We start from the raw sequence: 11,642 nt of genomic DNA, 5'->3' as shown, positions 1-11,642 counted from the left end.
GTCCCCATGACCTCTCTGCCCGAGATCTCCGCCGGTCTCCCGCCGGCCGAGGCGGCCGCCGACACCGACGCCTCCGCCCGCCGGCTCGCCTACGTCACCGTGGGACTGCCCACCGCGGGCTTTTTCGGCGCGGTGGCGTTCTCCGTGGCCTACGGATTCACCGCCGTCGACCTCGGCCTGCTCGTAGGGATGTATCTGCTGACCTCCCTGGGCGTGGAGGGCGGATTCCACCGCTTCTTCTCGCACCTGTCCTTCGCCGCCCGGCCCGGTGTCACCGCCTTCTGGGGCATCGCCGGGTCGATGGCGGCACAGGGCCCGATCGTCTTCTGGGTGGCGACCCACCGGCAGCACCACGCGTACACCGACCGCGACGGCGACCCGCACTCGCCCCGGCCCGTCGAGGACGGGCGGCGCTTCCCCCGGCTGCGCGGGCTCTGGCACGGCCACGTCGGCTGGCTGTTCACCGTCCGCCGGCAGAACTGGAGCAAGCGCGTCCCCGACCTGCTGCGCAACCGGCTGGTCATGAGGATCGACCGCTACTACTTCGGCTGGGTCCTGCTCGGTCTCGCGCTGCCCGCCCTGCTGGGCTGGGCGCTCACCGGGGGCAGCGGCCGGGGTGCCGTGGGCGGCCTGCTCTGGGGCGGTCTCGCCCGGATCTTCCTCCTCGACCACGTGACGTGGAGCGTCAACTCGATCGGTCACACGCTGGGGAGCAGGCCGCACCGCACGCGTGACAACAGCCGCAATGTCGCCTCGCTCGCGCCCTTCTCGGTGGGCGGTTCCTGGCACAACAACCACCACGCGCAGCCCGGCCTGGCGCACAACCGGCACGCGTTCTGGCAGATCGACATCGCGGGAGGCTTCATCCGGCTGCTGGATCTGCTGGGTCTGGTGTCCGACGTCCGCTACCCGAAGCGCGCGCGACCGGATTAGGTGGCGTGTCATTTCCCCAGTCCCGCCCCTTCCCGAACTGGGGCTCGTGCCCCAGACCCCCGGCCGCGGCTCCGTTGCCGCCTGCGGCGGAGAGCGCCCTCGGGGCCCCCGGACCAAGTCTGGGGGAGTGTCGACAAACTCCCCCAGCTACCTCCCCCAGACTCCGTCCGGTGGTGCCCCCCAGAGGTGCCCCCAACGGGCTGAATCGCGTACCCACATCAGCCAAATCCAGCCCGTCCGGCGATTGAGGACACCGCGCGGAGCGCGTTTGGGTCCGGGGCGCGTGCCTCAGTTCGGGAAGGGGCGGGGCTGGGGAACAACACCCGCCCCGGCGCAGCCAACCGCAGAAAGGAGCCCCGATGACCACGGCAACACCCACCGACCCGCTCGCGGCGGCGATCGTCAAGCTGGACCCCGCCAGCCGCCGCATCAAACGGTTCTCCGCGCTGACCACGATGACCCTGCCGCTGCTCGGCACCGTGGCGGCCGGGTATTTCCTGTGGAGCGGAAACTTCACGACCACGGACCTGGTCCTGTTCGGCGTGATGTATTTCGTGCACATGGGCGGGATCACCATCGGCTTCCACCGCTATCTCTCGCACAAGGCGTTCAAGACGTCGCCCTTCTTCGAGGGCGTCATGATGATCACCGGATCCATGGGCGCCCAGGGCCCGTTGATGTTCTGGGTCACCACGCACCGCAGGCACCACCGCTTCAGCGACCGCGAGGGCGACCCGCACTCGCCCAACCTGCACGGCCGCAGCCTGCGGGCCCGGCTGCGCGGACTGTGGTACGCGCACATGCCGTGGATGCTGAGCGACGAGACCTCCAAGTGGACGGTGTTCGCGCCGGACGTCCTGCGCGACCGCAGGCTGATGTGGTATCACCGCACCTATCCCACCTGGGTGGTCGTCGGCGTGCTGATCCCGGCCGTGGCCGGTCTCGCCGTCGAGCGGACACCGATGGCCGCGCTGACGGGCCTGGTCTTCGGCGGGCTGGCGCGGATCTTCGTCGCCAACCAGGCCGCCTGGTGCGTCGGTTCGGTCTGCCACGCCATCGGCAGCCGGCCCTTCCACAACGCCGACCGCAGCGCCAACAACTGGCCCGTCGCCGCCTTCACGTTCGGCGAGGGGCTCCAGAACAACCACCACGCGTTCCCGGGCTCCTACCGCCACGGGGTGACCTGGTGGGAGCCGGACCTCAGCGGCTGGCTGCTCTTCGGCCTGGGCAAGGCGGGCGTCGTCTGGGACCTCAGGGAGCCCGACGCGGCCACCATCGCACGGAAGCGGGCCGTGAAGTCCGCCGCCTGACCCCGCCCCATCCCGGACCATCAGCGACCACTTCACCACCACACACCCCACGGGAGCGTGAGCACGAGATGTTCGGACGCAAGAAGGAAGCGCGGACAACGGGACCGCTGACACAGGAGTCCCTCCGGCAGTGGCTGATCGACCACCTGGCCAAGCGGATCGAGGTGCCGCCCGCCGACATCGACACGGGCAAGTCCTTCGAGGCGTACGGGCTCGACTCCCGCGTCGCCGTCCAGGTGTCGGGCGCGCTGGAGAAGGTCGTCGAGCGGCGGCTGTCCCCGGGGCTGCTCTACGAGCACCAGACCATCGACGACCTGAGCGGCTATCTGGCGCGGGAGCTCAGGCTGTCCGACCGGACCGGCTGAAGGGAAGCGGGACGATGGCCGCGTACAACTTCCCCTCGGACCCCGGTGAACCCTTCAAGGACTTCCTGCGCAAGTCGGAGCAACTTCAGGGCGAGCGGCTCGCGTCGGCGATCCCTAGGGACTACTTCGAGCCCCGCGTCGCCCGCGGGCTGCTCGGCTTCGCCGTCAGCTGGGCGCTCTACATCGGGGCCCTCGTGGGCGTCGCCTACGCGCCCCACTGGCTGCTGTACATCCCGCTGTGGGTGGTGGCGGGCCTCGGCGGCTGGGGGCTGCACTGCATCGCCCACGACTGCGGGCACGGCTCGTTCTCCCGGTCGCGCAGGTTCAACTTCGCCGTCGGCCATGTGTCCCTGCTGCCCCTGATCTACCCCTTCCACGCCTGGCGTCACGTACACAACCTCCACCACAGCCACACCAACAACCTGGAGCTGGACACGGACTGGCGGCCGGTCCCGGCCGCGCTGTACGACCGGATGCCGTTCCGCGAGAAGGTGATCTACCACGGGACGAGGACCTGGGCCTTCTGGGGCGGCACCATCAACTACTGGCGGGAGTCGGGCTTCCGGCCCTCCTTCTTCCCCAAGCGGGAGGCGCGCCGCGACGTCCGCCGGTCGATCGTCTTCGTCCTCGCCGTGTGCGTCCTGTACTTCACCCCGCTCGTCTACTTCACGGGCGTGGAGGGCCTCTTCCTCTACTTCGTGGCACCCTGGCTCGCCACCCACGCGTGGTTCAGCGCGACGACGCTGATGCACCACAGCTCCAGCGACGTGCCCTACCTGACCAACGAGCACTGGACGCGCAACGCCAGCCGGCTGCTGGTGACGACCGACTACGTCTATCCGAAGTGGCTGCTCTTCCTCACCCACAACATCTCCATCCACACGGCGCACCACGTGGCCCCCGTCGTCCCGTACTACAACCTCCGCAAGGCCCAGGCGGCGCTGAAGGAGGCGTACCCCGGCATGGTCCGCGAGGAGCGGGTGCGGGTGGGCCAGCTGGCGCGCATCGTCCGGCGGCTGCACTTCTACGACACCGAGTCGGGCTTCTACACCGACTTCTCGCGTACGAAGATCGCGCCGGTGGACGCCCCGCCGGCGGTGAAGGCGCCGTCATGACACCGCCGGTCCTGAGGAGGTTCGCCCACGCGGCGGTGGGCGCCGTGCTGCCGGGCGTCGGCGGGCGCTGGGCGACCGATGTGTTCAGCCGGACCCGCCCGCTGGGCGGCCGGCCGGACAACGTCCTGCCGCTGGGCGCCCGGAGGTTCGCCGTCCGGGGGAACCCCGATGTGCGCGGGGGCTATCTGTGGGGTGACGACGGCGGGCCGACCGCGCTGCTCGTCCACGGCTGGGGCTCCGACAGCAGCAGCATGTACTCCCTGATCGCACCGCTGCGGCAACTCGGCTACCGCGTAGCCGCGTTCGACGCCCCCGCGCACGGCGTGCACGAGGGCACCCAGGCGACGATGACGCAGTTCACCACCGCCGTGGGCGCCGTCCTGGACTCGCTCGGCGGCGCGCGGGTGGTGATCGCGCACTCGCTGGGCTCGATCGCCGCGGTCGGGGCCGTGGCCGCGCGGCCACGGCGGAGCACCGACTGCCTCGCCCTCCTCGCCCCGACCTGCACGCTCACCTCCGTGCTGGAGGGCTGGGCGCGGGACGAACTGCGGCTGTCGCACGCGATCGTCGACCGGATCCGCACCGAACTGCACCGCCGCAACGGCGTGCCCGTCACCCACTGGGACGTCGTCGGCCTCGGCCGCGGCCTCGACTGCCCCATCCTCGCCCTCCACGACCCCGACGACCCGGTCGTCCCCTTCCGCGAGGCCGAGGCCATCGCGGCCGGACTGCCGGACGTACGGCTCGAAAGAGCGCCCGGCCGCGGCCACATGGGCATCTTGATGTCACCCGAAGTGAAGAGCGCCGTCTCCGCGTTCGTCGCGGAACACGGCACGAGGACTGGAGAGACCATCCCGTGAGCGAGGAAACGCGAACCGGCGACAGGGCGTGGATGTGCCTGGTGTGCGGCTGGGTCTACTACGAAGCCCTCGGCCTGCCCGAGGAGGGCATCGCCCCCGGGACCCGCTGGGAGGACGTCCCGGCGGACTGGAAGTGCCCCGACTGCGGCACGACGAAGGAAGACTTCGTGATGGCCCCGCTGTAGCACCACGGCCACAGGTCGCCGGACCCGCGGCACGACCGGGCCGGCGTGCAGAGCCCCCGTTCCGCGCGACGAAGGAGACCCATGACCACCGCCACGGACCCGCGCACCGCCATGACGACCCTCCTCTCCCCCCGGGGGAAGCGCGACCCCTATCCCCTCTACGAAGCCCTGCGCGCCTACGGCCCGATCCTGCCGCTGGGGCCGGGCCAGCTCGTCGTCACCGGGCACGCCGAATGCTCCAGAGCCCTGCGCGAGACGGCCCTGCTGTCCACGGACGCCGCCGTGCAGGACGCGCTGCTGCCCGGCTGGCGCGACCACTCCTCCTGGCGCTGGCTCACCAGGAACATGCTCTTCAGCAACAACCCCGACCACGACCGCTACCGCCGCTTCTTCGGCGTCGCCTTCACGCCCCGCCGCATCGCGGCCCTGCGGCCCGCCCTGGAGGGCCTGATCGGCGGGCTCGTGGACCGGCTTGCGGACCTCGGCGCGGGCGGGGCCCCGGTCGACATCATGGCGGAGTTCGCGTTCCGGGTGCCCATGGCCGTGATGGGGGAGCTGCTCGGCATACCCGAGGAGGAACAGCCGGGCTTCCGCGGTGCCATCGGCGCGATCACCACTGCCCTGGAGCCGGTTCAGGACCTCGCCCAGCTCGCCCCCGGTGACGCCGCGATGGATCAACTGGCCGTCTACTTCACCGACCTGGCCGCGCGCCGGCGTGCCCGGCCGGGCACCGACCTGGTGAGCGAGATGGTCCGGCTCCGGGACGCCACGGGCGAACTCAGCGAGGAGGAGCTGGTCGCCAACTTCATGCTGCTCCTGGTCGCCGGCACCGAGGCCCCCATGGACCTCATCGGCAACGCGCTGCGCCTCGCCCTCGAGCACCCCGGACACGCCGCCAGGCTGCGCGAGGACCCCTCGCTCGCCCCCGGCTTCGTCGAGGAGACCCTGCGCTTCGACCCCGCCGCGCAGGCCCTGAACCGCATGGCCGCCGAGGACTTCGACTTCTTCGGGGTGCCGGTGGCCGCCGGCACGAAGGTCACGCTGCTGATCGCCGCGGGCAACCGCGACCCGCGCCAGTACGCCGACCCCGGCGTCTTCGACCCCGGGCGGCAGGGCAACCACGCGCTCACCCTCAGCGGGGGAGCGCACTACTGCCTCGGCGCGGGCCTGGCCCGGATGCAGGCGGAGCTCGCGCTGCCCGCCGTGCTGCGCCGCTTCCCCGGCCTCGCGCCCGCGGGTGAACCCACCTTCCGCGACCAGCTCGTTCAGCGCGGCTTCGGCCAACTCCCCGTGAAGTGTGGGTGAGCGGCCCACATCACATTCCGTCAGCGCTGAGTGACGCTGTATGCTCCAGTGAGTTGGAAAAGCCAACCCACGAACGAGGAGAGCGATGACTCAGACTGCCGCCGCTCAGGCGGGCAGTGCGACGAAGCCCCGCTTCGGTCCAGTGTTCGCCGTCGTTGTAGCCGGGGTTGCGATGTCCAACCTCGACATGTTCATCGTGAACGTCGCCCTGCCCGACATCGGCGACCAGTTCTCCGGCTCCTCGCTGGCGTCCCTGTCGTGGATCCTCAACGCCTACGCCGTCGTCTTCGCCGCGCTGCTCGTCCCGGCGGGCAGCCTCGCGGACCGCACCAGCCCCCGCCAGGCGTACCTGCTGGGCATCGCCGTCTTCACCGCCGCCTCCGCGGCCTGCGCGGTGGCGCCGGGGGTGTGGGTCCTCGTCGCGGCCCGCGTCGTCCAGGCCGTCGGCGCGGCCATGCTGATCCCCGCCTCCCTCGGCATCCTGCTCGCCGCGGCCCCGCCCGAGAAGCGGGTCGCCGCCGTCCGCGGCTGGACGGCCATCAGCGGTGTGGCCGCGGCGCTCGGACCGGTCGCAGGCGGCCTGCTCACCCAGCTCGACTGGCGCTGGGTCTTCCTGGTCAACCTGCCCATCGGCGTCTTCGCGCTGGTCCTCGGCGTGCGGGTGCTGCCCCGTACGCCCGCCCGCCCCGCCACCGCCCGGCTCGACCTCGTGGGCGCGGCCCTCCTCACCCTCGGCATCGCCGTCCTCGCCCTCGGCCTGGTCAAGAGCGAGGACTGGGGCTGGACCTCCGGCCGCACGATCGGCTCGCTGGTGGCGGGCGTTGTCCTGCTGGCGCTCTTCCTCTACGGCTCCTCCCGCCACCCCTCGCCGATCCTGCCGCTGCACCTGCTGCGCGTGCCCGCCGTCGGACCCTCCACCTTCGCCAACCTCCTCTTCGCGGTGGCCTTCGGCGCGATGCTGCTGTCCGCCGTGCTCTGGTGCCAGCAGGTGTGGCACTGGTCCCCGCTGCGCACCGGCCTCGCCATCGCCCCCGGGCCGCTCATGGTCCCCGGCTTCGCCATGGGCATCGGGCCCGTGATCCGGCGGCTCGGCTCGGCCGCGGTCTCCGCGATCGGCTGCGTTCTCTTCGCCGCGGGCATCGCCTGGTGGATCTACCGCCTCGACACCGGCCACGACTACGCCGCGGGCCTGCTCCCCGGCATGCTGCTCACCGGGATCGGGGTCGGCCTGGTCGTGCCCACGCTCGTCGGCGCCGCGGTCACCGCCCTGCCGCCGCAGAGCTTCTCCACCGGCTCGGCCGTGGTGACGATGGCCCGGCAGGTCGGCTCGGTGCTGGGCGTCGCCCTCCTCGTCGCCTTCCTCGCCGCGCCGCACGGCGGTGACCTCGTCACCTCGTTCGACCACGGCTGGGAGTTCATTCTCGCGTCGGCCGCTGCCGCCGCGGTCGTGTGCCTCTTCATCCCCCGCGCGCGGCCGAAGGAAGCGGCCTGACGGTGTACGTAACGGTGGAGCCCGGAGGCACGAAAGCCCCCGAACCCTCCGGGCTCACGCGCTCCCCTGGCGCGGCCCCGGCCTGACGGCCGTCGGCACGACGTACACCAGGCCGGGCGGCCCGTGTGCGCGGTGACCCCACCGCGCCGGGCCGCCCGGCCCTTCCGTGCCCGCCGCCGGAAAGGGGGGTTTTCCCCACCCCCGCCGGGGGCCCACGTCCCTGGCCCGCCCCTGCCGCCGCTGATTTGCTGGGTGCGCGGGGAGGGAACGGCCCTCCACCGGCACGGGACACCCAGGGGGACGAGGACGATGCGCGCGCACGGGCGGAAGAGCCGCTGGTCGAAGGCAGGCCGGCTGGGGGCGGCGGTGAGCGTGGCCGCGGCCGTCGCCGCGGGGATCGCGGTGGTGCCGCAGGCGAGCGCCTCCGGCCCGGCCGCGGGGCACTACGGCACCCGCACCCTGGAGTCGGACGTGCGCGCGGTGCGGGCCGCGGGCGGCAAGGTGAGCGTCCTCGCCGAGGTCGCCACCGGCGAGGGCACCCTCCGTGCCAGGTCGGCGACGGGGGAGCAGGTGCCGTGGGACGCGCGGTTCCGCACGGCGAGCACGACGAAGACGTTCACCGCCACCGTCGTGCTCCAACTGGCCGCCGAGAAGAGGCTGTCGCTGGACGACACGGTCGAGAAGTGGCTGCCCGGCGTCGTCGCGGGCAACGGCAACGACGGGTCGAGGATCACGGTCCGCGACCTTCTCCAGCAGACCAGCGGCCTCTTCGACTACGTGGACGACCCGGAGCTCTCCGGCGCGCTCTTGGAGGACTTCGAGAAGCACCGCTACGACGCGACGCCCGCCGGGCAGTGGGTGGCCGTGGCGATGCGCCACCGGCCGCTGTTCACACCCGACCACGAGCACCCCCGCTGGGCGTACTCCAACACCAACTACCTCCTCGCCGGCCTGATCGCCGAGAAGGCGGGCGGCCTGAGCTGGCGCGAGCAGGTCGAGCACCGCGTCATCGCCCCGCTCGGCCTGCGCGGCACCGGCGTCGCGGGCGCCAACCCCTTCATGCCCGGCCCACACGCCCGGGTGTACTTCGACCTGCCCGGCGGCGGCCGGCTGGACGTCACCGAGCAGAGCCTCCAGCACACCGCGGACTCGGCGGTCATCAGCACCACCGGCGACCTCAACACCTTCTTCCGCGCCCTCGTCACCGGCAAGCTCCTGTCCGAGGCCCAACTGGCCGAGATGCGGCGGACCGTGGCCCGCACCGACGACCCCGACGACCTGGCCGAGTGGCCGCAGGGCGAGTACGGGCTCGGGCTGCGCTGGGTCCCGCTCTCCTGCGGCAGCGGCTACTGGACGCACGAGGGCGACGGATTCGGCTCGTACACCCGCACCGGCGTGACCCCGGACGGGAAGCGGTCCGTCGCCGTGTCGATCACCAGCGCGGGGGACCGCCCCGACCCCGCGCGGCTGGGCCCCGCCGCGCGCGGGCTCGTCGACAACGCCCTGTGCGCACGGCCGGGCGCGAACAGCTCCGTGAAATAGGTCAAAACGCGCAAAAGGGGTGCAAGTTCGCCGTGATGCGGCGGGATTGCGCCCCTTTCGGCCGTCCTGCTCCGTCGTGTTGACATGCGGTCCCGTGATCCATAATGCTCATTCCACTAGCTGACTAGTTAATTAGCAAGGTGGGCGATGGGTGGGATGAGACCAGCCGACGGCGCGAGCCGCTGGGCGGTGGAGGCGCGGGGGCTGGGCAAGCGCTACCGGAAGAACTGGGCGCTGCGCGACTGTTCCTTCCGGCTGCCCGCCGGATCGATCTGCGGGCTCGTCGGCTCCAACGGCGCGGGCAAGAGCACCCTGCTCGGCATCGCGGCCCGGCTCGTCCGGCCGACGACCGGCAGCCTGCGGCTCCTCGGCCGGGACGTGACGGACCCCGGGGTCCTCGCGGGCTGCGCCTTCGTGGCCCAGGACAAGCCGCTCTTCCCGCGGTTCACCGTGGAGGACACCCTGCGCCTGGGCGCGGAGCTCAACCCCCGCTGGGACCAGGCGACCGCCGAGCGGATCGTGCGGTCCGGCAGGATCCCGCTCGGCGCGCGCGTGGACACGCTCTCCGGCGGCCACCGCGCCCGGCTGGCGCTCGCCCTGGCCTTCGGCAAGCGGCCCGAACTGCTGCTGCTCGACGAGCCGCTGGCCGCGCTCGACCCGCTCTCCCAGCACGAGCTCGCCGGGCTGCTGATGGCCGAGGCCACCGAGCAGGGCACGACCGTCGTGATGTCCTCCCATCAGCTGTCCGACGTGGCCACCATGTGCGACCACCTGCTCGCCGTCGCCGACGGCCGCGTACGGCTGGCGGGCGGGGTCGACGAGCTGCTGGGAGCCCACCGGATGGTCACCGGGGCGCACCTCGTGGAGGGAGTGCCGGAGGAGATCGCGCGGCACACCGTCGTCGAGTCGCGCACCACAGGACGTCAGTTCACCGCGCTGATCCGCGCCCGCGGCCCGGTCGAGGGCGAGTGGAAGGTCACCGCGGCCGGCCTGGAGGAGGTGCTGCTGGGTTATCTGCGGTCGCCCGGCGCCCCCGCCCTGCTGACCGCGGACGCCGGCATCGAGAACGAGGACCGCGCCGAGCGCGGGGAAGAGGGGACGGCGCCATGAGCCCGGCCGTAGGGACACCGAAGGAGACGGAAGCCGGGAAGCGGCCGCCGCGTCTGCTGCGCGGCATGCCGTGGCTGGTCTGGCGCCAGCACCGCACGGCGCTGGTGGCCTGCCTGGTCCTCGCGGCGTCGGCCTGCGTCTACATGCTGTGGGAGCGGGCGGCGGCCGTGGACTATCTGGCCGGTGGCCGGGCGGGCGCCACGGACGGCGAGTTCAGGATGGCCTTCCAGAACACGGCGTACGCGTCGGCCTTCCAGAACGGCTCCTGGATGATGTCGATGCTGCCCGTGGTCGCGGGCGTCTTCCTCGGCGCCCCGCTGATCGCCGGTGACCTGGAGCGCGGCACCCTGAAGCTGGTGACGACCCAGTCGATGACCCGCCGCCGCTGGCTGGCCACCAAGACCGGCGTGGCGGTGCTCGTCACGCTGGTGTGCTCGGTCGTGCTCTCCGCCGCGTTCAGCTACTGGTGGCGCGCGGTGCACGGCGTCACCTTCGCCGACTGGACCGAGAGCGGCGACTTCGACACCACCGGCCCCACGCCGGTGGCCCTGTCGCTGCTCTACCTCGCCGTCGGCATCGCGCTCGGGGTGGCCGTCCGCCGGGTGGTGCCCGCCATGGTGCTGGCGTTCGGCTTCGGCTTCGCGATGAACCTCGTGTGGGACCGGATCCGGCTGCTGCCCTTCACACCCCGGCAGATCACCAACCCCGTGGAGCAGGGCCAGCCCGCCGTCCCCGCGGGCGGCGCCCGCTTCGACAACTGGACCGTCGACGCCCAGGGCAAGCTCCACGGCTTCGGCGCCTGCGCCAACGAGCACACGCCCGCCCAGTGCAGGGCGGACAAGGGCATCGTCGCCGAGCGCCTGGAATACTTCGCCCACGACCAGATGAGCGGCATGCAGTGGACGTGGGCCGGAATCCTGCTGGCGGCGGCCCTCGTGATCGCGGGCTTCACCGTGTGGTGGATCCGCCGGCGGCCGCTGTGATCCGCGAAGCCGTCCGGTCCACACGCAGACGGACGGGATGAGGGGCGGGCGACATGGTCGAGTTCAGGATCGACCGGCACAGCGGCATGGCCGCCTACCTCCAGATCGTCCAGCAGGTCCAGGAAGCGCTGCGGATGGGCATCCTCGTCGAGGGCGACCAACTGCCCACCGCGGCGCGGGTCGCGCGGGACACCAAGCTCAACCCGAACACGACGCTGAAGGCGTACCGGGAGCTCGAACACCTCGGGCTCGTCGAACCCCGCCCCGGCGTGGGCACCTTCGTCAGCGCGGTCCCGGCACAGCGGAGCCCCCTCGCCGACTCCCCGCTCCTCGGCGAACTGTCGGAATGGATGCGCCGGGCACGCGCGGCGGGCCTGGACTGGGGAGACGTCTCGGCCCTCATCACGGCGGCACGCGCGGACCATTTCCCCGCCGGATGAGC

The 11,642-nt window shown here is 72.2% G+C and carries 12 protein-coding genes; all 12 read left to right on the top strand.

Annotated features, from left to right (window positions below):
* Window positions 1–6 precede the first annotated feature (6 nt).
* Complete coding sequence (locus ACFY1P_RS06555; protein ID WP_361523591.1) at window positions 7–933, top strand: acyl-CoA desaturase; 927 nt, start codon at window positions 7–9, stop codon at window positions 931–933.
* A 359-nt stretch (window positions 934–1,292) separates the two neighbouring features.
* Window positions 1,293–2,243: an acyl-CoA desaturase gene (locus ACFY1P_RS06550; protein WP_361523594.1), complete on the top strand. Its 951-nt coding sequence runs from the start codon at window positions 1,293–1,295 to the stop codon at window positions 2,241–2,243.
* Window positions 2,244–2,311: 68 nt separating this feature from the next.
* The gene (locus ACFY1P_RS06545) at window positions 2,312–2,608 is read left to right on the top strand and encodes an acyl carrier protein (RefSeq protein WP_361523596.1); all 297 of its coding nucleotides are present in this window, start codon (window positions 2,312–2,314) and stop codon (window positions 2,606–2,608) included.
* Between the two features lie 14 nt (window positions 2,609–2,622).
* On the top strand, window positions 2,623–3,723 hold the full coding sequence (locus tag ACFY1P_RS06540) for a fatty acid desaturase (RefSeq protein WP_390749905.1): 1,101 nt from the start codon (window positions 2,623–2,625) through the stop codon (window positions 3,721–3,723).
* Window positions 3,720–4,583 carry an alpha/beta fold hydrolase gene (locus ACFY1P_RS06535; protein WP_361523602.1) on the top strand — a complete coding sequence of 288 codons (864 nt, stop codon included), beginning with the start codon at window positions 3,720–3,722 and terminating at the stop codon, window positions 4,581–4,583. The genes ACFY1P_RS06540 and ACFY1P_RS06535 overlap by 4 nt, the downstream gene beginning before the upstream one ends.
* 32 nt (window positions 4,584–4,615) lie before the next feature.
* Window positions 4,616–4,768, top strand: a complete 153-nt coding sequence (locus ACFY1P_RS06530) for a rubredoxin (protein ID WP_361523659.1) — start codon at window positions 4,616–4,618, stop codon at window positions 4,766–4,768.
* Window positions 4,769–4,849: 81 nt separating this feature from the next.
* The gene (locus ACFY1P_RS06525) at window positions 4,850–6,073 is read left to right on the top strand and encodes a cytochrome P450 (protein ID WP_390749904.1); all 1,224 of its coding nucleotides are present in this window, start codon (window positions 4,850–4,852) and stop codon (window positions 6,071–6,073) included.
* A gap of 85 nt (window positions 6,074–6,158) precedes the next feature.
* Window positions 6,159–7,565, top strand: coding sequence for an MFS transporter (locus ACFY1P_RS06520; protein WP_390749903.1), 1,407 nt, complete (start codon window positions 6,159–6,161; stop codon window positions 7,563–7,565).
* 309 nt (window positions 7,566–7,874) lie between these two features.
* Window positions 7,875–9,107, top strand: a complete 1,233-nt coding sequence (locus ACFY1P_RS06515) for a serine hydrolase domain-containing protein (protein ID WP_390749902.1) — start codon at window positions 7,875–7,877, stop codon at window positions 9,105–9,107.
* A gap of 156 nt (window positions 9,108–9,263) precedes the next feature.
* Window positions 9,264–10,217: an ABC transporter ATP-binding protein gene (locus ACFY1P_RS06510; protein WP_361523611.1), complete on the top strand. Its 954-nt coding sequence runs from the start codon at window positions 9,264–9,266 to the stop codon at window positions 10,215–10,217.
* A complete protein-coding gene (locus ACFY1P_RS06505) occupies window positions 10,214–11,200 on the top strand; it encodes an ABC transporter permease (protein WP_390749901.1) in 987 nt (328 codons plus the stop codon). Before ACFY1P_RS06510 ends, ACFY1P_RS06505 begins: the two co-directional genes overlap by 4 nt.
* 53 nt (window positions 11,201–11,253) lie before the next feature.
* A complete protein-coding gene (locus tag ACFY1P_RS06500) occupies window positions 11,254–11,640 on the top strand; it encodes a GntR family transcriptional regulator (protein ID WP_361523616.1) in 387 nt (128 codons plus the stop codon).
* Window positions 11,641–11,642 lie beyond the last annotated feature (2 nt).

This window comes from Streptomyces sp. NPDC001407, assembly GCF_042895325.1.
GTDB lineage: Bacteria > Actinomycetota > Actinomycetes > Streptomycetales > Streptomycetaceae > Streptomyces.
Note: the sequence above shows the minus strand (reverse complement) of the source record. Positions and strands in the feature narration are given on the sequence as shown.

Bases quoted from the DNA above. Each gene is read 5' to 3' on its own strand.
- ACFY1P_RS06555 (WP_361523591.1), top strand. From the start codon at position 7: ATGACCTCTCTGCCCGAGATCTCCGCCGGTCTCCCGCCGGCCGAGGCG.
- ACFY1P_RS06550 (WP_361523594.1), top strand. From the start codon at position 1,293: ATGACCACGGCAACACCCACCGACCCGCTCGCGGCGGCGATCGTCAAG.
- ACFY1P_RS06545 (WP_361523596.1), top strand. From the start codon at position 2,312: ATGTTCGGACGCAAGAAGGAAGCGCGGACAACGGGACCGCTGACACAG.
- ACFY1P_RS06540 (WP_390749905.1), top strand. From the start codon at position 2,623: ATGGCCGCGTACAACTTCCCCTCGGACCCCGGTGAACCCTTCAAGGAC.
- ACFY1P_RS06535 (WP_361523602.1), top strand. From the start codon at position 3,720: ATGACACCGCCGGTCCTGAGGAGGTTCGCCCACGCGGCGGTGGGCGCC.
- ACFY1P_RS06530 (WP_361523659.1), top strand. From the start codon at position 4,616: ATGTGCCTGGTGTGCGGCTGGGTCTACTACGAAGCCCTCGGCCTGCCC.
- ACFY1P_RS06525 (WP_390749904.1), top strand. From the start codon at position 4,850: ATGACCACCGCCACGGACCCGCGCACCGCCATGACGACCCTCCTCTCC.
- ACFY1P_RS06520 (WP_390749903.1), top strand. From the start codon at position 6,159: ATGACTCAGACTGCCGCCGCTCAGGCGGGCAGTGCGACGAAGCCCCGC.
- ACFY1P_RS06515 (WP_390749902.1), top strand. From the start codon at position 7,875: ATGCGCGCGCACGGGCGGAAGAGCCGCTGGTCGAAGGCAGGCCGGCTG.
- ACFY1P_RS06510 (WP_361523611.1), top strand. From the start codon at position 9,264: ATGAGACCAGCCGACGGCGCGAGCCGCTGGGCGGTGGAGGCGCGGGGG.
- ACFY1P_RS06505 (WP_390749901.1), top strand. From the start codon at position 10,214: ATGAGCCCGGCCGTAGGGACACCGAAGGAGACGGAAGCCGGGAAGCGG.
- ACFY1P_RS06500 (WP_361523616.1), top strand. From the start codon at position 11,254: ATGGTCGAGTTCAGGATCGACCGGCACAGCGGCATGGCCGCCTACCTC.